The 26,518-nt window shown below is 70.3% G+C and carries 19 protein-coding genes; 8 read left to right on the top strand and 11 right to left on the bottom strand.

Annotated features, from left to right (window positions below; all coding sequences use genetic code 11):
- Nucleotides 1–66: 66 nt before the first annotated feature.
- Nucleotides 67–2,295 (bottom strand): SpoIIE family protein phosphatase, encoded by a 2,229-nt coding sequence (locus tag ACFVZW_RS23785; protein WP_384524596.1) that lies wholly within the window; start codon nucleotides 2,293–2,295, stop codon nucleotides 67–69.
- 276 nt (nucleotides 2,296–2,571) lie between these two features.
- Between ACFVZW_RS23785 and ACFVZW_RS23790 the strand changes: the two genes are divergently transcribed.
- A complete protein-coding gene (locus tag ACFVZW_RS23790) occupies nucleotides 2,572–3,789 on the top strand; it encodes a cation:proton antiporter (RefSeq protein ID WP_384524599.1) in 1,218 nt (405 codons plus the stop codon).
- Nucleotides 3,790–3,886: 97 nt separating this feature from the next.
- Entirely contained in the window at nucleotides 3,887–4,108 is a 222-nt protein-coding gene (locus ACFVZW_RS23795; protein ID WP_384524602.1) for a hypothetical protein, read from the top strand.
- Between the two features lie 40 nt (nucleotides 4,109–4,148).
- Here the strand turns inward: ACFVZW_RS23795 and ACFVZW_RS23800 are convergent, their stop codons facing one another.
- Nucleotides 4,149–4,985, bottom strand: a complete 837-nt coding sequence (locus ACFVZW_RS23800) for an endonuclease I family protein (protein WP_384524605.1) — start codon at nucleotides 4,983–4,985, stop codon at nucleotides 4,149–4,151.
- Nucleotides 4,986–5,251: 266 nt separating this feature from the next.
- On the bottom strand, nucleotides 5,252–5,830 hold the full coding sequence (locus ACFVZW_RS23805) for a snapalysin family zinc-dependent metalloprotease (protein WP_384524608.1): 579 nt from the start codon (nucleotides 5,828–5,830) through the stop codon (nucleotides 5,252–5,254).
- Nucleotides 5,831–6,128: 298 nt separating this feature from the next.
- Between ACFVZW_RS23805 and ACFVZW_RS23810 the strand changes: the two genes are divergently transcribed.
- Together ACFVZW_RS23810 and ACFVZW_RS23815 are read left to right on the top strand one after the other, a co-directional pair.
- Nucleotides 6,129–7,544: an amidase gene (locus ACFVZW_RS23810; RefSeq protein ID WP_384524610.1), complete on the top strand. Its 1,416-nt coding sequence runs from the start codon at nucleotides 6,129–6,131 to the stop codon at nucleotides 7,542–7,544.
- 323 nt (nucleotides 7,545–7,867) lie between these two features.
- Nucleotides 7,868–8,287, top strand: coding sequence for a molybdopterin-binding protein (locus ACFVZW_RS23815; RefSeq protein ID WP_384524613.1), 420 nt, complete (start codon nucleotides 7,868–7,870; stop codon nucleotides 8,285–8,287).
- 76 nt (nucleotides 8,288–8,363) lie between these two features.
- Here ACFVZW_RS23815 and ACFVZW_RS23820 read toward each other — a convergent pair whose 3' ends face one another.
- From ACFVZW_RS23820 to ACFVZW_RS23840, 5 genes are all read right to left on the bottom strand, one after another.
- The gene (locus tag ACFVZW_RS23820; RefSeq protein ID WP_384524616.1) at nucleotides 8,364–10,307 is read right to left on the bottom strand and encodes an ABC transporter permease; all 1,944 of its coding nucleotides are present in this window, start codon (nucleotides 10,305–10,307) and stop codon (nucleotides 8,364–8,366) included.
- A 76-nt stretch (nucleotides 10,308–10,383) separates the two neighbouring features.
- On the bottom strand, nucleotides 10,384–11,193 hold the full coding sequence (modA, locus tag ACFVZW_RS23825; protein WP_384524619.1) for a molybdate ABC transporter substrate-binding protein: 810 nt from the start codon (nucleotides 11,191–11,193) through the stop codon (nucleotides 10,384–10,386).
- Nucleotides 11,194–11,284: 91 nt separating this feature from the next.
- Entirely contained in the window at nucleotides 11,285–11,677 is a 393-nt protein-coding gene (locus ACFVZW_RS23830; RefSeq protein WP_384524622.1) for a molybdopterin-binding protein, read from the bottom strand.
- 509 nt (nucleotides 11,678–12,186) lie between these two features.
- A complete protein-coding gene (locus tag ACFVZW_RS23835; RefSeq protein WP_384524625.1) occupies nucleotides 12,187–14,430 on the bottom strand; it encodes a SpoIIE family protein phosphatase in 2,244 nt (747 codons plus the stop codon).
- The gene (locus ACFVZW_RS23840; RefSeq protein ID WP_384524627.1) at nucleotides 14,423–14,770 is read right to left on the bottom strand and encodes a formylglycine-generating enzyme family protein; all 348 of its coding nucleotides are present in this window, start codon (nucleotides 14,768–14,770) and stop codon (nucleotides 14,423–14,425) included. The genes ACFVZW_RS23835 and ACFVZW_RS23840 overlap by 8 nt, the downstream gene beginning before the upstream one ends.
- Before the next feature lie 270 nt (nucleotides 14,771–15,040).
- Between ACFVZW_RS23840 and ACFVZW_RS23845 the strand changes: the two genes are divergently transcribed.
- The 3 genes from ACFVZW_RS23845 (at nucleotide 15,041) to ACFVZW_RS23855 (ending at nucleotide 19,440) form a co-directional block, all read left to right on the top strand.
- Nucleotides 15,041–16,855 (top strand): ABC transporter ATP-binding protein, encoded by a 1,815-nt coding sequence (locus tag ACFVZW_RS23845; protein ID WP_384524630.1) that lies wholly within the window; start codon nucleotides 15,041–15,043, stop codon nucleotides 16,853–16,855.
- Complete coding sequence (locus ACFVZW_RS23850; RefSeq protein ID WP_384524633.1) at nucleotides 16,852–18,591, top strand: ABC transporter ATP-binding protein; 1,740 nt, start codon at nucleotides 16,852–16,854, stop codon at nucleotides 18,589–18,591. The genes ACFVZW_RS23845 and ACFVZW_RS23850 overlap by 4 nt, the downstream gene beginning before the upstream one ends.
- A gap of 204 nt (nucleotides 18,592–18,795) precedes the next feature.
- On the top strand, nucleotides 18,796–19,440 hold the full coding sequence (locus tag ACFVZW_RS23855; protein WP_384524636.1) for a ScbR family autoregulator-binding transcription factor: 645 nt from the start codon (nucleotides 18,796–18,798) through the stop codon (nucleotides 19,438–19,440).
- 53 nt (nucleotides 19,441–19,493) lie between these two features.
- Here ACFVZW_RS23855 and ACFVZW_RS23860 read toward each other — a convergent pair whose 3' ends face one another.
- Nucleotides 19,494–19,811, bottom strand: coding sequence for a hypothetical protein (locus ACFVZW_RS23860; protein WP_384524639.1), 318 nt, complete (start codon nucleotides 19,809–19,811; stop codon nucleotides 19,494–19,496).
- Nucleotides 19,812–19,881: 70 nt separating this feature from the next.
- On the opposite strand from ACFVZW_RS23860, the gene ACFVZW_RS23865 reads away from it, so the two are divergent.
- Nucleotides 19,882–21,087, top strand: a complete 1,206-nt coding sequence (locus tag ACFVZW_RS23865) for a hypothetical protein (protein WP_384524642.1) — start codon at nucleotides 19,882–19,884, stop codon at nucleotides 21,085–21,087.
- 379 nt (nucleotides 21,088–21,466) lie between these two features.
- Here the strand turns inward: ACFVZW_RS23865 and ACFVZW_RS23870 are convergent, their stop codons facing one another.
- Together ACFVZW_RS23870 and ACFVZW_RS23875 are read right to left on the bottom strand one after the other, a co-directional pair.
- Nucleotides 21,467–22,150, bottom strand: coding sequence for a histone-like nucleoid-structuring protein Lsr2 (locus ACFVZW_RS23870; protein WP_384524644.1), 684 nt, complete (start codon nucleotides 22,148–22,150; stop codon nucleotides 21,467–21,469).
- Between the two features lie 15 nt (nucleotides 22,151–22,165).
- The gene (locus ACFVZW_RS23875; protein WP_384524647.1) at nucleotides 22,166–26,407 is read right to left on the bottom strand and encodes an RHS repeat-associated core domain-containing protein; all 4,242 of its coding nucleotides are present in this window, start codon (nucleotides 26,405–26,407) and stop codon (nucleotides 22,166–22,168) included.
- Nucleotides 26,408–26,518 lie beyond the last annotated feature (111 nt).

Below are 26,518 nucleotides of genomic sequence, written 5' to 3' on the forward strand. Positions count from 1 at the left end.
CCGCCCTTGAGACGCTTCTGAGACAGTCCGCCTGCGTGCGCCGCACCGGCGCGCGCAGGCGGGCCGTCACACGAGGTCCCCGGTGCTCTCCTTCGCGGGGAGGGCCTGTTCCGCCCAGATGACCTTTCCCTCGCGGTTGTGCCGCGCGCCCCAGCGCTCCGTGAGCTGGGCGACCAGCAGCAGGCCGCGCCCGCCCTCGTCGAAGGTCCGGGCACGGCGCAGGTGCGGAGCGGTGCTGCTGGCGTCGGATACCTCGCAGGTGAGCGTGGACTGGAGGATCAGCCGCAGCTTGACGGGGCCCTTGCCGTAGCGGATCGCGTTGGTCACCAGTTCGCTGACGACGAGTTCCGTGACGAAGGACAGCTCGTCCAGCCCCCACGCGGTCAGCTTCTCGGCTGCGAAGCCGCGGGCCTCGGCGACGGCCGCGGGGTCGGGCGGGATGTCCAGCGTGGCCACCTGGCCGGGGTCGAGCGCCCGCGTTCGCGCCACCAGAAGGGCGACGTCGTCGGAAGGGTGGCTGGGCAACAGCGCGGCCAGTACACGGTCGCAGATCTCGTCCGGCGACTCCGGCGACTCCACGGACTCCGCCGACTTCGACGCCGACTCCGACGCCTCGGCGAGGATGTCGCACAGCATCGTGCGCGCGGTGTCCACGTCACGCGTACGGCTCGCGATGAGGCCGTCGGTGTACAGAGCCAGAAGACTGCCCTCCGGCAGTTCGAACTGGGTGGTTTCGAAGGGGAGTCCGCCCAGGCCGAGGGGCGGACCGATCGGCATGTCCGGGAAGGCGACGGCGCGGGAGGCCGGGGCCTCGGCGCCGGAGGTCGGGGGAGTCACCACGGCCGGTAGCACATGTCCGGCGCTGGCCAGGGAGCACAGCCGCGAGACGGGGTCGTAGACCGCGTACAGGCAGGTGGCGCTGGTCTCGCCCGCCTCCTGCGCCTCCTCGCGCTGAAGCCGGATGACCACGTCGTCCAGATGCGTGAGCAGTTCGTCGGGCATCAGATCGATGTCGGCGAAGGCGCGGACGGCCGTGCGCAGGCGGCCCATGGTGGCGGCGGCGTGGAGGCCGCGGCCGACGACATCGCCCACGACGAGGGCGACGCGGGCTCCGGACAGCGGAATGACGTCGTACCAGTCACCGCCCACACCCGCGCGGGATCCGCTGGGCAGGTAGCGGGAGGCCGTCTCCACGGCCGACTGTTCCACCGCGCGCTGCGGCAGCAGGCTGCGCTGGAGGGTGAGGGCGGTCGAACGCTCGTGGGTGTACCGGCGGGCGTTGTCGATGTACACCGCCGCCCTGGAGGCGATCTCCTGAGCCAGGAGGAGATCGTCGTCGTCGAAGGGGGCCACGGTGCGATGGCGGAAGAACTCGGCGAGGCCCAGGGTGTGTCCCCGCGCGTGCAGGGGCACCAGCAGCACCGAGTGGAAGCCATGGACGCGCAGGGCGTCTCTCTGGTCCTCGGACGGTGCCAGCCACACGGGGACGTCGGAGGCGGCGATGCGGTGCAGGAGGGACTGCCTGTCGGCCAGCGCGCGCGCCGGGTGCGATCCCGGCGGGTAGGTGTGCCGGTCACCTGTGGCGACAGCGGAGTCCGGGCAGCCGTCGAGGACGGACCGCTGGGCGATGCGGCACAGCACCGGAGCGTCCGGTGACGGATACGCGGACTCGTCGCGGAGGACGGAGTCGAGGAGGTCCACGGCGACGAGGTCGGCGAAGCCCTCGGTACCGACGTCCGCCAGTTCCTGACAGGTACGGGCGGTGTCGAGCGTGGTCCCGATCCGCGTGCTCGCCTCGTTGGTCAGGATGAGCCGGCGCTGGAGCAGCCGGTCGTGCTCTGCCTGGTAGGCGGCGACGACTTGCTCGGAGCCTTGGTCGACGTACTCGAAACCCATCGACATCAGTCTGGTCCAGGCGGCGTTGATCAGCTCCCAGTCGTCGGTGAGACGGGTGGCCGTCTCCTGCGCCAGCTGCAACAGGGCGACGTGGCCGAGCCGGTAGGCGCGCAGGAGCTTGCTGACCGGTACCCCGCTCCGGGCGAACCTGCCGGCGACCTCCAGGGCAGCGGAAGGTGTCCTGGCCCGGGCCACGTCGAGGCCGTTCTCCAGGACATCCAGAAACATGGTGACGTGCCCGGTCGTTTCCTCCAGGGCCACGGAGGCGACGTCCTCGTACTCCCACAGCTCGGGAAGCTCGCTGCGTATCCGTCGCAGCAGCACGTCGGCCGACTGGTTCGCCCGTGGCCTGAGCTCCTGAGCCAGACGACGAAGAAATACATCGACATCTGTCGCCATACCGGAAACGTACCGAAGGACCGGGGCCCCCGCCCCTCAGAGGACCCTGACAGTTCCGCCGCGAAAGCTTTCCGAACACGAACTCGATGCGGGATCGAATCTCGCTGACGCGGCCTGTGGCGACGACGACCTGAGCGAACCCCGCCCCGCGCAGCCGGGCCGGGCGTGGAGGCGGCCGCTCGGGGGTGTGGCCGGCCCCGCGTCGGCGTGCTCGTACGGGTCGGCGGGACATCCGCCGTACGCTGCGGCTGTCCGAGGGCCCCTTCGAAAGCGCGGATGCTCTTGCTTGCCGTCACCATCATCGCGGGCATTCTCTTCACCTGGTGCGTCCTGTCGCACCGGCTCGCGCGATGGAGCATCACCGCACCGATCGCCATGATGGTGGCGGGCATCGCCCTCACCAGCGGCTCGGACCCGCCGCTCGTCTTCGACTTCGGCGACATGGAGGGCTTCGAGCATGCGGTGGAGGTCGTCCTCGCCCTCCTGCTCTTCGTGGACGCGACCGAGGTTCCCGAGGGAGTCATCCGCCGGGAGAGGAACGTCGTCGCCCGCCTCCTGGGCGGCGCGCTGCCGCTCACCCTGGCCGCCGCCTTCCTGACCGCGCTCGCCTTCTTCCCCGACCAGCCCGGATGGGTGCTCGCGGCGCTGGCGACCGTCGTCGTCCCGCTCGACCTGGCGCCCACCGCGGCCGTGGTGCGGGACAAGCGCATCCCGGCACGCCTGCGGGAAGTCCTCAACGTCGAAGGCGGCTTGAACGACGGAATCGTCTCCCCGGTGTTCCTGCTCTGCGTCGCCGCCGCCGTCGAGTCCCACACGGAGAGCGACGACTACGCCGAGGCCGTCCTCGACGCCGTCGGGGCGGCGGGCTGGGCCGTCGGGGCCGGCTCGCTCGTCGGCTATCTGGCCGGGTGGCTGCTGCGCCGGTCCTGGGCCAGGGGCTGGACGCAGCCTGCCGCGACGAGGCTCGCGGTGCTGAGCGTGCCCGTCGCCGCGTACACCCTCTCCTCGTTCCTGGACGGCAACGGCTTCGTCGCCTCCTTCGTCGCAGGGGTCTGCATCGCACCCGTGATGCGGCATCTGCCGAAGGACGCGGTGGTGATGACCGACGACCTGGTCACCCTGCTGACGCTCGCCCTGTGGTTCCTCTTCGGCCAGATCGTCAACGACGAGTTCTGGGACGGCTTCCACCTCTCCGTCATCCTCTACGCCCTCCTCGCCGTCACCCTGGTGCGCACGGTGCCGGTGATGCTCGCGCTGATCGGAACGGATCTGTCCCCGACCGACCGGCTCTTCCTGGGGTGGATGGGGCCCAGAGGTGTGACCTCGGTGGTCTTCGGCCTCCTCGCCGCGATCCAGCTGCCCGCCGCCGGAGGCGGTGACTTCATCTCCCGGGTGATGGTGATCACCGTCATGGTCAGCATCGTGCTGCACGGCGTGAGCGCCGAGCCCATCGGCCGCCTCTACGCCCGCCGGCGCGCCAGGCCCCAGGGGTGAAGTCCCCTCTTCGGGAACCCACGGCCGTCGTGGAGCGTCACACAGGGCGAGGGCGATCATCGCCGACGCATGCACCACTCACGGAAGAGAGCCGCCCATGCAGTCGAGTGAAGACACCACCTTCGAGACCAGCCTCCCCGACGGCCGGCGCATGACGCTGTCCCTGCCCCCGCTCGACGCCCCCGGGGCCACGGGGGGCGTCGACGGCCTGCGTCCCGTCCGTGCCATGTACGAGGGGCGCGGCGAGGAGCCGCACGACCTCCCTCCCGTCCCGGACCTGCGTGCGCTGAACCTCGCGGTCCTCGGCATGGGAGCCTGAGCCCGCTCGCGGACATGGCTCCCATGCGGGGGAGCAGTCGCTACTTCCAGATCTCGGCGACCCATTCGGGGTGGTCGACGAACGGGTTCCGGTTCTTCTGGATGCCGAAGATCTTGTCGTTGCGGGACTTCTCGAACGCGTCCGGCGGGTCCGTGTCGTTCCACTGCTTGAGGACCGGGAGGCGGCCCATCGCCGGCGCGGAGCCGTTGTCGACCTGATCGTTGGGTTCGAGGTCGGGGAAGCCGTCGCCACCGTCGTAGCGCACGGCCATGTAGAGGATCATGCGGGCGACATCGCCCTTGACCTCGTCCCGGGGTTCGAACGAATCACCGTCGGAGAGGCTGCCGGGGGCCTCGTCGACCGGGGCGCCCCCGTTGTCGAAGTCGAGGTTTCCCCTGGTCGAGTTGACGGTGACGTCCTCGGGGCGCAGGTGGTGAATGTCGGTGCCCGGGCCTGTGGACGTGCCGAAGTCGCCGTGCGACTTGGCCCAGACGTGCTCGCGGTTCCAGTCGTTCGCGTCGCCGCCGTTGGTGTCCTTGGCCTGCGAGCGCCCGGAGTAGAGCAGGACGACGTTGTCCGGGTTCTCCGGGTCCTCGTCGGTCGTCTTCAGCGCGTCCCAGACCTCGCCGTAGGAGAGTTTGGTCTGCTCGCTGATGATCGTGTGGAGGGCGTTCTTCAGCTCGGCGCCGGTCTTGCCGAGCGCTCCTTCGTAGTACGTGTCGTCCAGCGGCGCGGTCGCCGGGGCGGACGGGCCGGCGCCGGACGGGGAGGGCTGGGCGCCGGAGGCGTAGGCCGCGGTGGAGACGGCGACCGCGGCGATCGCGGCGATGCTCAGGACGGGACGCCGCCAAGGGCGCTGCCTGTGGTGAGCGGACATGTGTGGGGGGTGTCCTCTCGCTCGGCGGGCACGGCGCCTCGTTCCGGCGATCGGCAGGCCCGGACGTGGTGCCCGACAGACGGATCACGGTGGGTGGTTCAGCGAGAGCTTGGCATGTCCCGACCATCAACGCGTGGACACGGCGCACCCGTCCTGTGATGACACCGTGGAGAGCGTCGGCTTCGCGCGGAGTGTCCGGTGCCGCGCCGAGGGCGGGGTGCTCGACCGTGAAACCCGATCGGGCACCCCGCCGTTCGGGCCCTCGGCTACGGGGCGTCCACCAGGATCCGGCCGTCGGTGCGGACGAGGGAGGCGGCGCCGTTGGCGTACGCGGACTCCACCCGGGACCGCTCGGTCGCGTTCGGGACCGCGTTCACACAGCTCGTACCGGCGCTCGAACCCGACATCAGCTGTGAGCACGGGCCGGGCTTGGTGTCGGGCAGGCCCAGGCTGTGGCCGAGTTCATGGGCGGCTATGCGGGTCTTGTCGTACCCCTGGGCCACCGCCTGGCTCCCGAGTTCGACGCGGACCTGCCTGCCCGGGCGGACGGGACCGAGCGTGGCCTGCGGCCATCCGGTGGTGGCCACGATGACGATCTCGGCGCGGGTGCCCGGTGCGGCCTCGACGAGCCTCACGTTGGCCACGTTCGCGTTCCATGAGGCGACTCCGGCGGTGATCGCCGCCTCCCAGCCGCCGGCCCGGCTGTCGTCGTAACGAAGTGTCACCACCGCCGACGCCCTCGCCGTCGACGGTGTCGGGGTGGGCGCGGCGGTCGCCGCCGTCGCCGTGGCCAGGATGACGGCCGCGGCGGTGGTTCCCGCCTTCAGCCATGTGCAGAGCGGCATTGCTGCTCCTTCACTCGTGGGGGCTCGGAACCGTCGCGGAACCGAGAGTGCGGGAAGAGCGGCGCTGGTGACTGGTCGACCGGGGTGGTCGGTTGCCGATCCTCCCGGGGCCCTCCGAAGGTATGCCCTCACACCCTCATCCGTCATGCACCTGTCATTCCTGATTGCTCGTCAACTCTCGTGCGGAACTCGGCGGTTCGATCCCCGTGTCGTGGTGGAGTCGCGAACCTCTCGCGTGTTACTTGACGGTAAGGAATGATGGTCGACGACCATTCACACGGCCGGGGCTGAGGTAGCGGTGACGACTTTCGACGAACGAACGACGGTGCACGCCTTCCGGGACGACGCCCTGGGGGAGCACGACGCCGTCGGCCTCGCCTCGGCGATCAGGCGCGGCGAGGTCAGCGCCGCCGAGGTCGCGCGGGACGCGGCCGAGCGGGTGCGGGCGGTCGAGGCCCGGCTCCACGCGGTCCAGGTGCACGTCGACCCTCCGGCGCACACGGCCGGCGCGGGCGGTGTCTTCGCCGGGGTGCCGACCTTCGTCAAGGACAACACCGACCACCAGGGACTGCCCACCGGTCACGGCAGCGCGGCCTTCGTCCCGCGGGCCGCCCGACGGCATGCGCCCTTCGCCCGGCAGTTCCTGAGCAGCGGGGTCACGGTGCTGGGCAAGACCCGGCTGCCCGAGTTCGGGTTCAGCCCGACCACGGAGTACGAGGGCGCCGAGCCCGTTCGCAACCCCTGGAACACGGGCTACTCGTCGGGCGGTTCGTCCGGCGGAAGCGCCGCGCTCGTCGCGGCCGGGGCGGTACCGATCGCGCATGCCAACGACGGCGGCGGCTCGATCCGGATCCCCGCCGCGTGCTGCGGACTCGTCGGACTCAAGCCGACCCGCGGCCGGGTCGTGGCGAACGCCCAGAGCCGTCAACTGCCGCTGGACCTCGTCTCCGACGGCGTCGTGAGCCGCTCCGTGCGGGACACCGCCGCGTTCCTCGCCGCCGCGGAGAGCCACTGGCGCAACCCGAAGCTGCCTCCCCTGGGCCTGGTCGAGGGCCCCTCCGGGCGGCGTCTGCGGATCGGCTTCCTGCTCGACTCGCCGAACGGTGTCCAGGCCGACACCGCCACCCGGGCGGCCGTCACGGAGACCGTGGCCACCCTCGAACGGCTCGGCCACACCGTGGAGCCGGTGGAGCTGGCCCTCGACCCCAGCTTCACCGAAGACTTCCTCACCTACTGGGGGATGCTGTCGTTCCTCCTCGGCGTCACCGGCCGGACCCTCGGCACGGACTTCGACCGGCGCCGCATGGACGGCCTCAGCCAGGGCCTGCGCGAGGCGTACCTCGAACGCTGGCAGAGCACTCCGGGCGTGCTGCGGAGGCTGAAGCGGACGGTGCGGGCGTACGCGGGGGCCTTCCGCGGTCTCGACCTCATCCTCTCTCCCGTGCTCGCCCACACCACACCGGCCATCGGCCACCTCAGCCCGACCGTTCCGTACGCGACGCTGATCGAACGGATCCTCGCGTACGTCGCCTTCACACCGGTCAACAACGTCGTCGGCACACCGTCGATCTCGCTGCCCGCCGCGAGCGCCACGGAGGACGGACTGCCCATCGGCGTCATGTTCTCCGGACGCCCCGGCGGTGAACGGACGCTGCTGGAGATCGCGTTCGCGCTGGAGGCGGAGCAGCCCTTCCGGCGTATTCAGGACGTCTGAGGGCACGTTCCCGACAACGCCCCGCGGGTCTGGCGGGCTGCGGCGGGGCGGCGGCGTCGAGGGCGGAGGGGTGCCGGTGATCGCCGCCGATGCCCAGGCGCGATCGGTCGCTCCCGCCTCCGGCATCGAGCCCCAGGTCAGCACGGTCGATCGACCTCGTGCAGATGGAGCCCGAGGCCGGATACGCGAGGACATTGCGTCCATTCGGCTGGTGGATGCGACGCACGTGGCCCCACCCGTTTTCCGGTCCGCTAGCGTCGGTCGTGACGCAGCTCACAGAAGTGACGGCTGTTCCGCTTTCCGGCTTTGCGAGGCGTGCTTCCATGACCCTGTCCATTCGCAACCAGCTCCCCGGCACCGTCACGTCCGTCACCGCCGGTGAGGCCATGGCGTCGGTGAAGGTGCGCCTGGCGGGCGGCCAGGACATCACCGCCGCCATCACCGCCGACGCCGTCAAGGAGCTGGGCCTGGCCGCGGGCTCCGCGGTCAAGGCGCTGGTGAAGTCGACCGAGGTCGCCCTCGCGACCGGCCCCGTCGACGGCATCTCCATCCGCAACCAGCTCGCGGGCACCGTCACCGACGTGTCGACCGGCGGCGCCATGGGCTCGGTGAAGGTCACCGTCGAAGGCGGCGACCTGACCGCCGCGATCACCAAGGACGCCGTCGAGGACCTCGGCCTGAGTGGGGGCAGCTCGGTCGTCGCGTTGATCAAGTCGACCGAGATCTCCCTCGCCTCCGCCTGATCACCCTCCGCGGCACAGCCGAGGGCCGGACCCGTGTCGCCGCCCGCCACCCCGTGTGGTTGGTGCCGGGGGCGTGTCAGAGGGCCACGACCGTCGCCTCGGTGGCCTTGACGCTGGTCCAGACGGACACCCCGTCGGCGAGGCCGAGTTCGGCGGCGGCCTGCGGGGTGATCTCGGCGATGAGATCGGGTGCCTGGTCCGACGTCACGAGCACCCGCAGTCTGCTGCCGCTGGTGGTGATCTCGCGTACGGTGCCGGGCCAGACGTTGCGGGGGCTGCCGCCGGGCTTCTCGCGGTGGACGGCCACGGCTTCGGGCGGGATGACCGCGAGGGCCTCGGTGCCGGGCGTGAGGGGGTCGGCGGTGATGAGCATGCCGCCGCCGCGCAGGGTGAGGCCGCCGGTGGTGGCGGTGCCGGGCCAGGCGTTGCGGCCGAGCATGCGTGCGACCCACGGGGAGTGCGGATGGCGGGTGACCTCGGCAGGGGAGGCGTCCTGCAGGGCGCGGCCCTCGTCCAGGACGAGGACGCGGTCGGCGAGGGAGACCGCCTCGACGGGGTCGTGGGTGACGATCAGGCAGACGCCGCCGAACCCGGCGAGGTGGGTGCGCAGGGTGTGCCGTACATGGGCGCGTGTGGTCTGGTCGAGCGCGGCGAGCGGTTCGTCGAGGACGAGGAGGCGGGGCCGCGCGGCCAGGGCCCTGGCCAGGGCGACCCGTTGGGCCTGCCCGCCCGACAGCTGGGTGGGACGGCGGTGGGCGAGGTGGCCGACGCCCAGTCGGTCCAGCCACCGCCGGGCCTCGCGGCGGGCCTCGGTGCGAGAGACGCCCTGGGCCCGCTGCCCGTACGCGGTGTTGGCCAGGGCCGTCATATGGGGGAAGAGGGCACCGTCCTGGGGGACCCAGGCGACCCCACGGCGGTGCGGGGGCAAGTCGGTGACGTCGATGTCGCCGAGCCGCAGCGTGGCGCGGGCCCGGGGCGTCAGCCCGAGGAGGGCGCGGAGCAGCGTGGTCTTGCCGGCGCCGTTGGGGCCGACGACGGCGATGGTGGTACCGGGCTCGGCGTCGAGCGTGAGCCGGGTGAAGCCGGTGACCTCGGAGCGCAGGGACCAGCGTCCCCCGCCGTCCTCCTCCGCGGTGACCGCGGAGGGGGCGTCGTCCGGAGCCGGTGCGGGCTCCTCGGCCCGGCCGTCGGGAACCCGGAGGGTGCGGCGGTCCGACGGTGTCCCCGTCCAGCGGCCGCGCAGGGCGATGAGGACGGCCATGGCGATGGCGAGCAGGAGGAGGGAGACCGAGGTGGCCGCCTCCGGCTCGTCCTGAAGGAGCAGGTACACCTGGAGCGGCAGGGTCTGGGTGGTGCCGGGGAGGTTTCCGGCGAAGGTGATCGTGGCGCCGAACTCGCCGAGCGCCCGCGCCCAGGTGAGTGCCGCACCGGCGATCAGACCGGGCGCGACCATGGGCAGTGTGACGGTGAAGAAGACCCGGACCGGTGAGGCGCCGAGCGAGGCCGCCGTCTCCTCGTAGCGCGGGCGGAGTCCGCCCAGGGCTCCTTCCAGGCTGATGACGAGGAAGGGCATGGCGACGAAGGTCGCGGCGAGGACGGCACCCGACGTGTGGAACGGGAGGGTGATGCCGAAGGTGTCCTCCAGCCACGGGCCGAGGAGCCCGCGGCGGCCGAAGGCGAGCAGCAGGGCGACACCGCCGACCGTCGGCGGCAGCACCATCGGCAGGAGGACGAGCGACCGGACGAGCGCCTTGCCGGGGAAGGACACGCGGGCCAGCAGCCATGCCAGCGGGACGCCGAGGAGCAGCGAGAGCCCCAGCGCCCAGAACGACACCACCATCGAGAGGCTCAGGGCCTCGACCGTCCCCGGGGCGGTGAGGTGGTCGACGAACTCGACCCACTCCGTCCGTACGAGGATGCCGACCAGAGGGAGCGTCAGGAACGCCACGGCCAGGAACGCGGGCACGGCCAGCGTGAGGGGCGGGCGGGCTCCGGATGTACGGGCGCCTGATCGTTTCATCGAATGTCCTGGAGACGGAGGAAGAAAGGGGCTGCCCGTCCCCCCGGTACGGGCAGCCCCTCGTGTTCGGAGGAGGTTACGGCTTCTGGAAGCCGGCGTCCTGAAGGATCTTCTGCGCCTCCGGCGAGCTCAGCCAGGCGACGAACGCGGCCGCGGCCTCGGCGTTCTTGGAGCCCTTGAGAGTGGCGGCGGGGTACTGGGCGACGGCGTTCTGCGCGTCCGGGATCTCGACGGCGTCGACCTTGTCCTTGGCGCTCTCGGCGTCGGTCCTGTAGACGAGACCGGCGTCGGCCTCGCCGAGCTGCACCTTGCTGAGCACGGCCCGGACGTTGGGCTCCTGGGAGACCGGCTTCACCGTGATCTTCTGGGCATCGAGGATCTGCTTGCTGTACTTGCCGGCCGGGACCTCGGGCGCGGCGAGGACGACCTTGAGCTTGGTGTCCGCGAGGTCCTTGAGGTCGTCGACCTTGTGGGGGTTGCCTTCGCCGGTGGCGATGACGAGCCGGTTCTTCGCGATGACCGTCGGTGTGCCGGTGTCGGCCTTCACCTTGCCCATGCTCTTGGTGTCGGCGGTGACCAGGGCGTCGGCGGGGGAGCCCTGCGAGACCTGCGCCACGAGCTCCTGCGAGCCGGCGAAGGAGAAGGTGATCTTCGTGCCGGGGTGCGCCTTCTCGTACGCGGCGCCCGCGGTCTTGAACACGTCCGTGAGGGAGGCCGCGGCGAGCACCGTCAGATCGGCCTTCGGCGCGGCGCTCGCGGAGCCGGAGGCCGTGGACCCGCCCGCGGCCTTCTTCGTGTCGTCGTTGCCACAGGCGGCGAGGGGGACGAGGAGGGCCGCGGTGAGGGCGGCAGCGGCGGCACGGCGTCTGGTGAAGGTGAGGGCCATGAGGGTCTGAGCTCCTTGAGGACGAAGGGAAGGTGCGGGTGGAAGGGCCGGCCGCGCCGACGGCCGCGGTCACCCGGTAGTGCGAGAGGGTTCAGGTGCGGTCGACGTGCACGCTGGTCGACTTCACGCGGGCGGTGGCCTGCATGCCGACTTCCAGCCCCAGCTCCTCCACGGCCTCCCGGGTGAGGAGGGAGACGAGGCGGTGCGGTCCGGCCTGGATCTCGACCTGGGCCGCGATGTCGCCGAGCTTGATGGCGGTGACGATGCCCGGGAACGCGTTGCGCGCCGAGGTGTAGGACGCGTCGTCGTCGCCGTCGCCATGGGCGATCGCCACGGAGAACGAGGCCAGCGACTTGCCGTCGATCAGACGCCGACCGCTCTCGTCGCGATGGGTCGCGACACGGCCCGCGTCCGCCCAGCGCCGCGCCGTGTCGGGGCTGACGCCCAGCAGCCGCGCTGCCTGGCCGATGGTGTAGGACTGCATGTGCGATACCGTAGGGCGATGAGGCTCGCATCTGCAACAAAGCCGTACGACTCTCCATCGCGAATGAGAGAGGCATTGGAGGAAGGGACGAAGGCAGACGCCCGTGGTCTCACCTGCCGGACGCGAGGGGTGTGACGTCGGGCGGGCAGCGACCGCGCGGCCCGGCCTCCGCGGTCCGTCCCGGTCGGCGCGGAGCACGGCGGGAATGTCCACACTCGCGGCTACGACAACCTCGCCGTGGAGCGAGCGACGCCACGGGCTGGGACCTGACCGGCTACTACCCCGTCACCGCTTCGGGCCTGTCGCGGATCGCGCGCTCGGCCTGGACACACCGCTCGTCGACGCCGGCCCGTCCCGCGCACAACCCGTGGGTGCCTGCCAAGACCCACGCCACCCCGCTCTACGGCAACCGGGACCGCGACGCCTTCCCCGGTGACCCCCTCGACGACAAGGCCCGCACCGGCAGCAGCATCAAGAAGCGCCCCATGGCCGGCGACGTCGTCGACGGCTCACGCACCGAAGTCTCCCGCCTCGTCCGGCGACGAGAATGCCCCCGTTTCGACGGATGGTTCGTGGAGTTCGGCCCAGACCGTCTTGCCTTCGTCTCCGTAGCGCACGCCCCAGCTCTCCGAGAGCGTCGCGCAGATGTGGAGTCCGCGTCCGCCCTCGTCCACGGCCCTGGCGTGGCGCAGGTGCGGTGCCGTGAGTGCGGTGTCGTCGACCTCGCAGGTCAGTGTCGACTCTCCCCGGATGAGGCGGAGGGTGATCGGGGCGGCCCCGTAGCGGACGGCGTTGGTGACCAGTTCGCTCACGACGAGTTCGGCGGCGAACGGATCGACCGCGAGCCCCCATGCACGCATGCATGCTTCCGCCTGCTTTCTGGCACGGCCGACGGCCTGGAACTCGGCCGCCACATCGCACTCCCACACGTCCCGCGCGGGCAGCCGCCGCGTGCGGGCGACGAGCAGAACGCGGTCGGGCGCGAGCAGCCCCTCCACATCGTCCGCCATCGCCTGCGGGCCGCGCCCCGGGTGGCCGAGCGCGGCCGCCAGCCGGTCGACGGTGGGCCCCTCCTGCTCCGACAGCGCGGGAGAGGCCAGGCAGATCGTGCTCCCTTCCGGCAGGACATGGCCGGCGCTGGCGAACGGGGGGCCTTCTTCCCCCAGAAGGTGTCCCTCGGCCACGGGGCTGGTGTCCACGGTGCCGTCCGGACGGACGATCGCGAGCAGCGAACGGCCGGCCCGGGCGATGTCGAATCGTCCGCTGACGGGGTCGTGGACCGCGAACGTGCAGTGGACCGTCGGCTCGTGAAGCCTCTCCGCGTCGCCCTGTTCCCGGGCGAGTCGCAGAACCGTGGAGTGCAGGCGCGCGAGCAGTTCGTGCGGGTCGAGATCCAGGGTGGTGAGGCTGTGGACCGCGGTCCGCAGCCGGCTCATCGTGGCGACGGTACTCAGTCCGGGGTGCTCGACCTGCCCCACCACCAGAGCCACGCGCGCGCCGGGGAGCGGCATCGTGTCGAACCAGGATCCGCCCCCGCTGCCGGCCGACCGGTGCCGTTGGGCGATCTCGGCGGCCCGCTGCGTCTGCCGCTCCGGCCTGAGGGGCCAGCTCTCCAGAGCCGTCATGACGACGTGTTCGCGGGTGAAGCGCAGCGCGTTCTCCAGATGGACGGCGGTGCGCGTGGTGATGCCCTTCGCCAGGTCCACGTCACCAGCGGTGAAGGGGCTGCCGCCGGGCCGGCGCTCGAAGGCGACCATCCCGAAGATCTGGCCTCGCGTCGACAGCGGCGCGACCAGTCGCCGGGTGGCGACGGTGTCCGCCGGGCCGGGGCGCTTCGGCACGGAGGGCGGCAGGATGACGGGGGAGGTGGGGAAATGCGCGCCGAACAGCCCGGGCAGCAGGATCGAACCCGCCGGTGGGACAGGGCAGTCGTGGTGGGAGCTGCCCGCCGCGGTGCAGCGCAGCAGGATCTCACCGCCACGGGACAGCAGCTCGGGCGCCTTGCCCTGCAGAACGCCGTCGGTGAGCGCCACCACGGCGCTGTCCGCGAAGTCCGGTACGGCGACGTCGACCAGTTCGCCGGCCGTGCGCTCCACGTCGAGACTGCTCCCGATGCGTTCCCGGGCCTCGTGCAGGAGGCGCAGTCGGGCCTGCGCGCGCTCCCGGTCCGTCACGTCGACCGTGGTCGCCACCAGCCCCAGAGCCCGGTCCGCCTGGTCGCTCAGGCGGTGGACCGACATCGAGACGATGTGCTCGCGTTCGGGGTCCGCGAACGGTCTGCTGCTCAGGAGGACGTCGCGGACCGGCCTCCCCGTGACGAGCACCTCCTGCAGCAGGGACTCGTCGAGGTGGATCCCCATCGGCGCGTATGCCTCCACCGCCGGAAGGCCGATGACGCTCTCCTGTGGGACACCGCGCATGCCGATGGCCACGGGGTTGATCCGCAGGACCCGCAGCTGCGGGTCCAGGATGTGCAGGCCGATGTCCGCCTGCGTGAACACGGCGTCCAGGATCGCCTCGCTCATGCCCGGCGGTCCTTCGTCCGCGGCCCGGACCGCCCACGCCCGTTCGGGGCTCCGTTCCGTGAACGGCGCGATCGTCCACGGCCGCCCGGAGCCCTCGGAGCCGAGGAGGCCGAACACACCCTGCCCCAGGGCGTCCGCCGCCGGACGGCGGAAGAGGCGCTCCGCTCCTTTGCTCCACTCCACGACCCGGCCGTGTACGTCCAGGGTGAAGAGGGGGTCATCAGGCACTGAAATCGTCACCCGCCCTTGTCGCAGCCGAAGTGCCGGCCCTGCCGTCGCCTACTCGCGGGCGAGCCCCCGGCACCAGCGCGTCCGGGTCGGCACCCGGAGAGTCCGCGGGGTCGAGGTCCCGCTCGGCGACCGTGACGTATCCCGTGTCCTTCGTGAACCGACGGAACTCCGCGACCGTCACGGGATGCTCGTCCGTCCAGAACGCGTCCACGGGCACCGGACGCACCGGCCGTTCCTCGGGATGGAACGCGTCCGACCCCATCAGGAACGTTCCGCCGGGGATACGGACCATCCCCTTGCGCGGAACCGCCGTCCGGGCCTGAACCGTGCTGCTCATACGCCCACGGTGCCCCAACCCCGCCCGTCGGCCGCGCAGCGACGCGCACCGGAGACGGGCACGTTCTGGAGGCCGAGGCCATGCGCTGTACGGCGCTGGAGCAAAAACGGGTCGGATGACCTGTTTCTGAGTAGGCTGCCGCCAGGCACGTGAGCGTGCCGATCCATGTGCTCGAACTCAGCTGCTCCGGCGCAGGCCGGAGCGGGGCGGAAGTCGACAGAGGGTGACAGGTACACGATGAAAGCGGAGCAGGCGCAACCGTTGGAAGTAGTGGGTCTCGGAGAGTTACTGCGCCCCGTCCGGTCGCGGCTGGGCGCGGCGATCGGTCTGCAGGCCGTCGGGGCGGTGGTCGCCGTGGTGCCGTTCGCCACGGTGGCCGAACTGGCCAGGGTGCTTCTGGCGGAGGGCCCGGCCGACAAGGGCGCGGCATGGACGGTCGCCGCCGTGGCGGCCGGCGCGCTGATGCTGTGGCTGGCCCTGAACACCGTGGCGGGGGCGATCGCCCATGCCGCGGACCTGGATCTCCAGCTGTCGGTGCGGCGCCGGCTGGTCGACCGGCTCGGCCGGGTGCCACTGGGCTGGTTCACCGATCGCGGAGCGGGCGGAATCGGGCAGGCGGTCCAGCACGACGTGGACACGATGCACCACCTGGTGGCCCACTCCTTGCTGAACCTCACCGCGAGCGTGGTCACCCCGCTCGCGACGCTGGTCTACCTGTTCGTGGTGGACTGGCGGATGGCGTTGATCCTGATGATCCCGCTGGTGATCGGAGTCGGGCTGTTCGTCCGGATGATGGTGAGCCTGGACGCGCAGACCGCCGCGTACGAGGAGGCCCAGGAGCGCATCGTCTCCAGGGTCATCGAGTTCGTCGAGGGCATCGCCGTGGTCAAGATGTTCGGCCAGGCGCGGCGAGCGCACCGGCAGTACGCACAGGCCGCCGACGACTTCACGACGTTCTTCATCGCCTGGATCTCCAAGGGCTACCGGGCGACCGCGGCCTCGGCGCTGGTCCTCGGGCCGGTCACCCTTCTGCTCACCGTGCTGGCCGGCGGTACGGCGCTCGTCTCGTCCGGTTCCCTGGACCCGCTCGACCTGCTGCCGTTCGCCATCCTCGGCCTGAGCGTGGCCGCACCCCTGCAGGCGCTCGACTTCCACGGCCACGACATGGAGATGGCCGGGTCGGCGGCCAAGCGCGTGGGCGCCCTGCTCGCCGCGCCGGAACTCGCGATCCCCGACTCGCCGCGGCGGCCGGAGACCGACGGCGGTGTCCGGGTGGAGCTGTCCGGCGTGGAGTTCGCCTACGACGCGGACCGGCCGGTCCTCAGCGGCATCGATCTGACCCTCGAACCCGGCAGCGTGACGGCCCTCGTGGGGACCTCGGGTTCGGGCAAGACGACACTGGCGAAGCTGCTGCCGCGGTTCTTCGACCCGACCGCCGGCACCGTGACGATCAGCGGTGTCGACCTGCGCTCCATCGCGCCTGACCAGCTGTACCGGCTGGTGTCGTTCGTCCTGCAGGACGTGCGGCTGCTGGACGCCGACGTACGGGACAACATCCGGCTCGCCCGTCCCGACGCGGACGAGGAGACGGTGCGCCGCGCCGCTCGGGCGGCTGCCATCGACCAGCGCATCGAGGCGCTGCCGCGCGGCTACGACTCGATGGTCGGCACGGAGGTCCGTTTCTCCGGCGGCGAGGCACAGCGGGTCTCCATCGCCCGGGCGATTCTCGCGGACACCCCGATCGTGGTGCTCGACGAGGCGACCGCCCATGCCGATCCCGAATCGGAGGCGCTGATCCAGGACGCGCTGTCGGAGCTGGCCGTGGGGCGCACCGTGCTGGTCGTCGCGCACCGGCTGGCCTCGGTGGTCGGCGTCGACCGCATCGTGGTGCTCGAACAGGGCCGGATGGTCGAGCAGGGCACGCACGAGGAGCTGCTCGCCGCCGGTGGACGGTACGCGCGGATGTGGGCCCTGCAGGAGCACGCCGGTGTCGAGCACGCCGGTGTCGAGCACGCCGGCGTCGAGGACGCCGACGGCCACGACGCCTACGCGGGCGCCGGCATCGTGAAAGAGGAGGAGCGATGATCCGTCGGCTCTTCACCGCACTCGGTCCGAAGCACGACCGCGCGCTGCGTCGGCTGCTGGCCCGGTTCACCGTCGCGGCGGCGCTGCAAGGCGTGGCCTTCGTCATGCTCGTCCCCGCCCTGCGGGAACTGCTCGGCGACGAACCGGAACGAGCCTGGCCGTGGGTGATCACCCTCGCCGTGCTGTGGCTCGGCTACGCGGCGGTGAGCTACCCGGCGACGCTGGCCGGTTACGGTACGGGGGCGGCCATGAGTCGCGACCTGCACCACCGGATCGGCGACAAGGTCGCGCAGCTCCCGCTGGCCTGGTTCACCCCCGACCGCGTCGGCGGACTCGGGCGTCTGGCGTCCCAGCGCGTGGTCGACATCATGGGTGTACCGGCCCACCTGCTGCGCCAGTTGGTCGATACCTTCGTCACGCCCGCGGTCGTGGTGCTGGCGATGTTCCTGTTCGACTGGCGGCTGGCCCTGTCGATGTCCGTCGCCGCGGTAGCGGTCGCACTGGTGTACCGGGTGGCCGGCCGCGGCATGGCGGCGGCCGACCAGGAGGCGGACCGCATCCACGCCGACGCCGCCGTGCGGATCGTGGAGTTCGCCCGCGCCCAGCCGGTGCTGCGAGCCTTCGGTCGTACGACGCAGGGGCATGCCGCGCTCGACGACTCGCTGGTCGCACAGCATGCGGCCGGTCGGCGGATGCTGCGCGCCGGCCTGCCTGGCCTCGTCTGGCTCGCCTTCATCGCGCAGGCGTCGTTCATCGTCCTGCTGGCCCTGGGAACCGACCTGGCGCTCGGCGGTTCGCTGGCGGCGGCCGAATTCATCGCGCTGCTGGTGCTTGCGGCCCGGTTCGTCGAGCCCGTCATGCTCACCTCCGAACTGGGTGGTGCGATCCGGGTCGCCGAGAACGCGCTGACCGAGATCAACGAACTGATCGACACGGAGACGCTGCCCGAACCGGAGACGTCGCGTCGGGCGGACGGCGCCGATGTCGAACTCGACGACGTGCGCTTCGGCTACAACGGCTCCGCGGTCCTGGACGGACTGTCGATGCGGGTGCCGCAGGGCCGGGTGACCGCACTGGTCGGTCCGTCAGGCGCCGGCAAGACGACCGTGATCAGGCTGATCGCGCGGTTCTTCGACCCGGCCGCCGGCGCGGTGCGGGTCGGCGGCGTGGACGTGCGCGAGATGCGGACCGAGGACCTGACGTCCGTCATCTCGGCGGTCTTCCAGGACGTCTACCTCTTCGATGGAACGATCGTGGAGAACGTGCGTCTCGGCAGGCCCGACGCCACCGACGAGGAGGTCCACGCCGCGGCCCGCACCGCGCGCGTCGACCAGATCGCCGACCGGCTGCCGGGCGGCTGGGACGCGCCCGTCGGGGAGGGCGGCAGCCGGCTCTCCGGCGGCGAGCGGCAGCGCATCTCGATCGCGCGGGCGCTGCTCAAGGACACCCCGATCGTGCTGTTCGACGAGGCGACCGCGGCGCTCGACGCCGAGAACGAACACGCCCTGCAGCAGGCGATGTCGGCACTGGCGCGAGACCGCACCGTGCTGGTGATCGCGCACCGGCTGCACACCTTGCGCGAGGCGGACCACATCGTGGTGCTCGACGAGGGCCGGGTCGTGGAGGAGGGCGTCCACACCGACCTCATCGCCCGTGACGGCCGGTACGCCCACTACTGGCGGGAACGCCGCCGTGCGCAGGGCTGGCGCCTGACCGGATCCGCCGCGGCTCGCTGACCGGTGGTCCCACTCGGCCGGACACGGACGGCGTCGGCGCCGTCCGTGTCCGTGGCGAGGCGGGGCGATGGGCGGTTCAGGCATGGGCGCGGTCGGCACGGACCGGCGGGACGTGTGGCGTACCCATGCCGTGGGCCGATCACCGTCGCCCGGATAGGGTTGAGCGGTGACGACGACAGTTGCCCCGTTGGGAGGGCCCAACGGATGAGAGAGGTTCATCAGGAACGGGCGATCGCGACCCGTCAGCACATCGTCGAGAGCGCTGCGGCCGTGTTCGACACCGAGGGGTTCGCCGGCGCGAGTCTCGGGCGGATCATCGAGCAGGCCGGGACCACCAGAGGCGCACTGCACTTCCACTTCCCGACCAAGGACGCCCTCGCCACCGCCGTGCTCAACGAGCACAACAGCCGGATGACCGCCGTCGTGGAGGTGGTCACGCACAGCGAGGCGAGCGCGCTCGAGCAGATCGTGGCGATCTCCAAGACGACGTCGCGGATGATCGACGAGGACGCCGTCGTGCGGGCCGGGACGCGTCTGCTGATGGAGCTCACCTACACCGGCGAACTGCCCCTCGCGTACCGGGTGTGGATCGACGCGTGTGAGGACCTGGTCCGCAGGGCCATCGAGGACGGCGACATCGTGCCGGCGGTCTCCCCGCAGGCGGTGGCGTACCTGGTGATCTCCAGCCTTGCCGGAATCCAGATGGTCTCGTCGGTGCTGTCCGGCCGCAGTGACCTGGACCAGCGCGTCGACGAGATGTGGGAGGTGCTGCTCCTCGGTCTCGTCCCGGCCGACCGCCAGAGGAAGGTGGCCGACCTGCTGAGATCCGCTCCCCGCGAGCGGAACTGACGCCGCGCTGCCGCGACTTTACGCCGGAGCCTCAGGAGCGGCCCTGGGGACGGTCAGTCCTGCAGACTGAGCGCCGGGCGGAAGCTGTGCACCTCTTCCGCGAACCGGCTCCACAGGACTTCCGAGCGCAGTTCGCCCGCGAGCACCTGGGGCAGGAACTGCGTCACCGTCATCGCGTACCTGTCCCATTCCTCGCCTCCCTCTTCGTTGATCATGAGGGTCCATTCGTCCGGCTTCTGACCGGGGCGCACCAGCCAGAACAGGCACTCGCCGTTGTCGGTGGTCGCCCAGGGAATCAACCGGTTTCCGGGTTCTTCCATCTCGGACGGCTTTTGCTCGTACTGCCAGAGTTCTTCGTACGCCTCGTCCACCAGGGCACGCCATGTGCGTGTTGATGAAAATGGCCTGCTCAGTGCGTTGCGGGAGCCGTAGCATCCCCGAATGCGAAGCATCGAAGCCCTGATCCCGCAGGCCGGACGCGACGACATCGCAGGCCTGCGGGAGATCGACGCGGAGGAACTCGCCCGGTACGCGGCGGACCCCGCGCACCCGTGGTGGCGCCGCAGGCCCTGCGTGATCGCGCTGACCGGCCGGGTCCCGGAGCGGTACGTCCCCCAGCTGACCGCGCGCATCCACGATCCCCGGGACACGGCCGAGGTGCGCAGGGCCCTCCTCGACCTGCTCGCGGATCGGGCGGATCTGCTGCCCTGGCTGCGGCACGAGGACCGCCGTGCCGACAACTCGTACGGCATGGCCGAGGCTTTCCTGAAGGCGCGGGGCCTGCTCGGCGATCGCTCGGCCGCGCGCGAGCTGGCGACTCTCGCCGCCTCGCCGTGGCAGCGCGCCCGCGTCGCGGGCGAAGCCGGTCTGGACGGGCTGGTAGACCGGTACGGAACGGACGCGATCCTGGCCGAACTCGGCGTGGAGCGACCCGAGGACCGGGCGTTCCGCGTCCTGATGCGGCATCGCGCCGACGACGACGTGACCGACGCGCTCGCGGACCCGGACCGGGCAGTCGCGTACCTTGCGCAGTCGCTCGCGGCCGACGCGGACCGTCTGCGCGCCTACCTCGACGAGGCGCCGACGACCGAGGCGAAGCTGTGGGCGGCGTACGCGTTGCACGGCCTCACCGAGGAACTGGCCGAGACCCGGGCGGTCTACGAGCGCCTGGGGCGCCCGCGGGTCCAGGTCGAGGGCCTCGACGAGGAACTGCGCGGCGTGATCGTCCACGAGTACGGTCACGGCTGCGAGCGCGCGAGCGATCCGCGGTGGCGGATCGAGGCTCTGTGCGACGAACCGCCCGCCCGCCCCGACGTGGACGACCAGCTCCGCCGCGCGATGTCCGCCCTCACGACAGCCGGCCTCGCGCCGAAGTCCCCGGTCTCGTGCGGCGAGGACTACCAGCAGGGGGACGGGACCTACTACGTGATCGAGGTCGGCGAGGACCGTGTCCTGATCAGCACCCTCGGCCCGTTCGCGACCGCCGAGGACGACGACTCCGCCGGCCGCCGGGCGCTCGAACCGGCGGGCTTCCGCTGGATCGATGCGGAAACCGGCGCGATCCGGGTCACGGATCTCTGCGTCTACTACTTCGGCCGACGCGAGCCCCTCACTGTCGAGACGCTGCTGTTCTACTGGCAGGACTAGGCAGTGTCCCGTGGATCACCGCATGAGTTGGTTGGTCAATGAGTCACTTCATGTACGACGTCATGGGCGGGACGGTCGACGAGCCTGATCCGGAGACGATGAGGCGAGTGCTCGATGGTCTGGCGCAGGCCGATGACGAGCACCCCGATGTCTCGCTCACCCATGAGAGCGGGTGGTGCCTCAGCGCTTTCGGTGGCGGTCGGCTGGTCTGGGAGAACCCGGACGAGGATTCAGTGGTCCGGGGTGAGATGCGCGGTGTCGCCCGCGAGGAGACTCTGTCCTGGGGCAACCACCGCCGCCGCTACCCCACAGCCAGCACCCTGGCCCCTCGGACAGCAGGGCGGGCTGGCATCCCTCTGGGCGGCCTGTTCTTGTTGTGTCAGCTTGGGTTGGCATGTTCCCAGGCCTGGATGATTTCGCTCGGGATGCGGCCACGTTCGGGCAGGTCGTATCCGTTGGCTCTGGCCCAGGCGCGGATGGTGCTTGTGTTGACGGGGCCTCTGGTGGGGCTTGCGGCCGGGGCGGTGCTGCGGAGGCTTGAGGGGGTGAAGGCGGTTCCGCCTTCGAGGAGGTCTTTGGGGAACAAGGGAACCTCTGTCGTTCCGCTGAGGACGGCGACGAGGAATTCGGTGAGGGTTCCGTTGTAGGTGAACCAGGGGGCGCGCAAGGCTTCGTTGACGGTGACGGTCCAGTCGTCCGGGGCGCTTGAGGGCTGTGTGATCCAGAAGAGGTAGTCCCCGTTGCCGGTGACGCCCATGGCGAAGAGATTCTGCGGGTCGTGTGGCAGCGGCCAGGGGTGTCGGGCGGCTTGTCTGACCTCTTCGATCTGTTCGCGCAGACGAGTGGGCATGGGGCCGGTCAGGTCAGCCCATTCGCTGGCGGCATGGGGCTGGTACAGGGTGATGAAGTTGCAGAACTGGCCTGGCCCGTAGGTGGCGATGACTTGCTTGTAGTCCTCGGGAAGCTCCATGCCCAGAGTGGCTTCGACCCGGGACCAGTCGGGGGGCGGGGGGACAGAGGCCGGGGGAGGGGACAGTGTTGTGAGAGCGGTGAGGGCTGACATGGGATTCCTTGGCTGCTATGGGCGGGGCTCATGGTAGGCGGGGTTGTCGAGGAAGACTTCGTCGTCGAACATGAGCTTTCCATTCCGGTCCTTTTTGGTCCCGAAGGCCTCGATTTGGATGGACTTCGGGGGTGAGTCAGGATCGTTGTTCCCAGTGCCGTACTCCAGGTACACGTTGTACTGGACGATGTCGCCGTCGTAGACAGCGTCGTACACGCTCTGTTCGAACATGCTCATCTTCGGCGTGTTCGTGGGGTTCTGGGAGATGGTGAACAGGTTCTGCGGAATGTCGCCCGACCCTCCGAGCTGCCGCGCCAGCATGTGCCCGCGGGCTTGCCCCTTGTCCGACTGGTAGCCGGGCGGGAGGATTGAGTTCCGGGCGTGGGTGCCTTCATCGAGCATGTTGCGGGTGATGACGGCGCGCATCTCGTAGGGGCGGCCGTGCTCGTCGAGGGTCCACCTGACTTGCCCTCCCCACGTGGGATCCGCCTCACAAGCGGCCAAGCCCAGCGGGTCCGACAGCACGAACGGGTTGGGAACATAGGCGTAGGGGTTGATCGCGGGAGCGATGCCCAGCGGATCCGGTGAGAGGTACCGGCCAGTGTCGGGGTCGTAGTAGCGGTTGAAGTTGTAGTGCAGGCCCGTCTCAGGGTCGAAGTACTGGCCGGGAAAGCGCAGCGGGGTGTACGCAGTGCTCTTCGTGTTCCACTGCGTGGCTCCCCATGTGGTGCTGCGGGCGCGCCAGGCCAGGGACCCGTCGGCTGAGACCAGTTCGGTGGGGCTGCCCACCAGGTCGGTGACGATCGCGAAGAACCGGCGGTCGGTCTCCTGCAGCTCACTGTTGATCCTCGATTCACGCTGGCTCAGCGGCCGCGAACCGGCGTAGTCCCACACCAAGGTCGCGCCTTCGCCGTGCTGCTCGGCCAGCAGAGCACCATCCCAGGAATAGGTCGTGGTTTCTGCGACCTGCTCGTTCCGGTCGAGGTGCTGTTTGGCGAGGCGGCGCCCCAGCGCGTCGTACAGGTAGCGCCAGCGAACCCCTTCGGGGGTCTGTACCTGTGTGAGGCGGTCTTCCGCGTCCCAATGGAAGTGCCAGGTCAGCGTCGTGCCGCTGAGGGTCTTTGTCCTGCGAAGTGTGAGGCGGCCTTGCCCGTCGTAGCTGTACCGGGTGCGTCCTGCCCGGACGAGGCGGGTTCCTTCGTACTGGCGGTCACCGGCGGCCGACTGACCCGGTGCCTGGGCTGACAGAGCCGTGTGGCTCTGGTCGCCGGCAGAGTTGTAGGCGTACCGTTCCGTCCACCCGCGGGCATGCACTTCTCTCACTCGACTGGCTGCGTCCAGGGCGAATGTGCGTCGTCCCGTCAGGCTGTCCTCGATAGTCGTAGGCACGCCGTCGGCCTGGTAGGTGAAGTTCCTGCGCACTACGGGAGACTGGCTTGTGCTCAAGGCCATGTGCGCGAGACGCCCGACCGGGTCCCAGTCCTGCCGGAGCTCCAGATCGTCGCCGATGAACCGCGCGGTCTCGCGTCCTAGCGCGTCCCGCTCGAACCGGAAGGAGTGCTCCCCGGCCGCGTAGGACGCAAGGCCGGCCGCCGTGTAGCGCAGGCAGCTTTCGGCACCCGAGGGCGTACGTCTGCTGACCCGGCGACCAAGGGGGTCATAGGCGAACGACATGGTGCCGCCGTTGACCGTTTCGGCAACGATGCGCCCTGCATGATCCCTCTCTATTTCGATGCGTGAGTGCGCGTTGACGATCTGTGAGACGCGGCCGCTCTCGTCGTGGGTGAATACCGAGCCTGAGCCGTCGTCGTGCCTGATCTGGGTGACACGGCCGAGTACGTCGCGGTCGAAACTGATGCTCTGTCCGGCGGCGTTCGTCCGCCGGACGATGTACCCAAGGGGATCGCGCTCGTACGTCAGGGTGCGACCGTCGAAGTCGCTCTCGGCGACGAGCCTGCCTGCCGCGTCGTAGGTGTACTCCCACACCAGACCGTCGGCGTTGGTGACCCTCGTCAGCCGCAGCTCAGTGTCGTGGGTGAAGTGGTAGCTGCTGTCCTCGCCTGTGTGGGTGCTCAGTAGCAGGTCGAAGTGGCCGGAGGAGTGAGTGGTAGTGCGGCCCATCCGGTCGGTGTGCGACACGAGGTTGCCTTCGCCGTCCCAGGCCCATTCCTCACGGCTGCCGTCCGGCAATTCGCGCCAGGTGAGTTTTCCCTCCACGCTCCAGCCCTGGCGCACGATGCCGCCCACAGCGTCGATGACCTTGATGACGCGGCCGAAGGCGTCGCGTGTGCATGCAGTGATCGAACCGTCGGGCCGGGTGATCTGCGCCGGAAGACCGGCCGCATCGGTGGTGATGGATGTGACGGCTCCGAGCGCATCCTGTACGAGACGCAGGTGCCCATGGCGGGTGAAGGCGTACGTCGTCTGGGCACCGGTCGGGTCGACGGATACGGTGAGATTGCCCAGGTCGTCGTAGCCGTAGCGGCGAGATATCCCAGCCCGCTCGGTGATCACCTCAGGAAGATTCAGTTCGTTGTAGATGGCGGTGGTCCGCACACCGTCCGGAGCGACGAGACCGATGAGATTGCCACGTTCATCGCGTTCGAAGCGGGTGATGCGCCCCTGTGCGTCGGTCTGGACGATCAATCGGTCCCGGGAGTCGAACTCGAACCGAGTGTGGTGCCCCAGGGGATCGATCTGGGCGGTGACTTGGAGGCGGTCGTTGATGACGTATGCGGTCGTCGCGCTCTGCGAGTTGGTGTACTGGGTGATCCGGTCGCCGGTTTCCGGGTGGGTGCCGTATGCGAAGGTCGAGGACAGATAGCCGTCAGGGCCTATGGTGCCGACGACGCGCCCGTCGGCGTCGTAGACGTACCGGAACGTCGAGTCGTTGCGGTCGGTCCACGAGGTGATACGGCCTTCGGGGTCGTAGGTGAAGCGCAGAGGTAGGCCGGAGGAGTTGATGACCTCGGAGAGGTTGCCCAGGCCGTCATAGCCGTATCGCATGACAGTGAGGGGTCCCTCAGGGGTACGCAGGGCGAGTTCGCGGACGCGGGTGCCCTCGGCAGTGAGCTGGACGGTGTAGCCGCTGCTGTGGGTGACCGCGGTGGGCGTGCCGTCGGGGCGGCGGGAAAGGGTGATCCGGTTGTCGTTGCGGTCGGTCAGCTTGGTCAGCCAGTAGGCGGGTGAGGTGCGGTAGGGGCTGCCAGTGAAGGAGCGGGTCAAGCCGGTGTGGGGGTCGGTGACCGTGTATGTGCTCACGTCTTCGTCCTGGCCGCCGTGGACCAGGGGAATAGGGGGGCCTTCCAGAGGGAGGACCGGGGCGTCGTCCGGGCGAGGGAGGCTGGGATAGATCAGGGTGGAGCCATCCTCGCGGGCCCAGATCGCCCCGGCGCCGAGCGTGTCGAGTTCCAGGCGCTCGTCGAGTGTGGAGGCCCAGCTGCGGCCGAAGAAGTTGCCGTAGCGGTACTCGGAGAGATGAGTGCGGCGAAGGACCAGAGGGAGGATGCCCGGGAGGGAGATGTCTGTGTGGGAGAGGGTCATCTCACCCGTCGCGACATCGACCGGATCGTTCGCGCACTTCTTCTTGTTGAGCTCGATGCCGTGGCGGCGCGGATCGGACTTGACGTCGCGCAGGGACGCGGGCTTCATATGGGCGGAGCCGCTGCCATCGCGGTCACGCCGGTTTGCTCCACCACCGCTTCCCTTGTCCTTGCCGTCTTTGCCGTCGTCTTGCTTGCGTTGGCGGGCGAGGCGGTCGCGGGTGTCGTCGTCGTTGTTCTTGTGGTCCTTGGATATCTGTTTGACGGCCCTGGGCAGGGTCTCGCCGACGTGGTCGCCCATGGTCTTGGCGGACTTCACCAGGGCGCCCATGGCCTTCTCGATGACCGGGTCGAGGGCGTCGGCGATGTCGTCCCGGCCCTTGTTACGGCCCTGAGCGGTCTTGGCCTTGGTGAGCTTGCCGGCGGTCTTGCCGTGGATGCCGACACTCACGCCGTTCAGCTTCGTGCCGGCGTTGTCGTGCTCCTCGTGCTCGATGTGGAAGCCCTTGCCCTTGCCCCCACCACCGCCGCCTCCGGCGGAGGCGAGGTTCAGGCCTTCCTTGGCCCCCTGCACGCCCTCGTTGAAGCCGTCCTTGCCGGCCTGCTTGGCCTGGTCGACGTCCACGCCGTCCTGCAGACCCAGCGCGGTCGCCCCGAGCTGGACCACGAGATCGGCGGCCATGCCCTCCAGCGCCGCCACGGCCGGCTCGGTCATCACCCCGACGATGTGCCCGACCGCCTCCTCCATCGCCCCCGTGATCAGCTTCAGCAGCTGCTTCTTCGTGAACGCGATCGCGCCGGCGCCCAGCAGCGCCGACAGACCACC

The organism is Streptomyces sp. NPDC059567 (assembly GCF_042735655.1).
Lineage (GTDB): Bacteria > Actinomycetota > Actinomycetes > Streptomycetales > Streptomycetaceae > Streptomyces.

Bases quoted from the DNA above. Each gene is read 5' to 3' on its own strand.
- ACFVZW_RS23850 (WP_384524633.1), top strand. From the start codon at position 16,852: ATGATCCGTCGGCTCTTCACCGCACTCGGTCCGAAGCACGACCGCGCG.
- ACFVZW_RS23785 (WP_384524596.1), bottom strand. From the start codon at position 2,295: ATGGCGACAGATGTCGATGTATTTCTTCGTCGTCTGGCTCAGGAGCTC.
- ACFVZW_RS23830 (WP_384524622.1), bottom strand. From the start codon at position 11,677: ATGCAGTCCTACACCATCGGCCAGGCAGCGCGGCTGCTGGGCGTCAGC.
- ACFVZW_RS23820 (WP_384524616.1), bottom strand. From the start codon at position 10,307: ATGAAACGATCAGGCGCCCGTACATCCGGAGCCCGCCCGCCCCTCACG.
- ACFVZW_RS23790 (WP_384524599.1), top strand. From the start codon at position 2,572: ATGCTCTTGCTTGCCGTCACCATCATCGCGGGCATTCTCTTCACCTGG.
- ACFVZW_RS23875 (WP_384524647.1), bottom strand. From the start codon at position 26,407: ATGACCGAGCCGGCCGTGGCGGCGCTGGAGGGCATGGCCGCCGATCTC.
- ACFVZW_RS23855 (WP_384524636.1), top strand. From the start codon at position 18,796: ATGAGAGAGGTTCATCAGGAACGGGCGATCGCGACCCGTCAGCACATC.
- ACFVZW_RS23815 (WP_384524613.1), top strand. From the start codon at position 7,868: ATGACCCTGTCCATTCGCAACCAGCTCCCCGGCACCGTCACGTCCGTC.
- ACFVZW_RS23805 (WP_384524608.1), bottom strand. From the start codon at position 5,830: ATGCCGCTCTGCACATGGCTGAAGGCGGGAACCACCGCCGCGGCCGTC.
- modA (WP_384524619.1), bottom strand. From the start codon at position 11,193: ATGGCCCTCACCTTCACCAGACGCCGTGCCGCCGCTGCCGCCCTCACC.
- ACFVZW_RS23870 (WP_384524644.1), bottom strand. From the start codon at position 22,150: ATGTCAGCCCTCACCGCTCTCACAACACTGTCCCCTCCCCCGGCCTCT.
- ACFVZW_RS23865 (WP_384524642.1), top strand. From the start codon at position 19,882: ATGCGAAGCATCGAAGCCCTGATCCCGCAGGCCGGACGCGACGACATC.
- ACFVZW_RS23795 (WP_384524602.1), top strand. From the start codon at position 3,887: ATGCAGTCGAGTGAAGACACCACCTTCGAGACCAGCCTCCCCGACGGC.
- ACFVZW_RS23840 (WP_384524627.1), bottom strand. From the start codon at position 14,770: ATGAGCAGCACGGTTCAGGCCCGGACGGCGGTTCCGCGCAAGGGGATG.
- ACFVZW_RS23800 (WP_384524605.1), bottom strand. From the start codon at position 4,985: ATGTCCGCTCACCACAGGCAGCGCCCTTGGCGGCGTCCCGTCCTGAGC.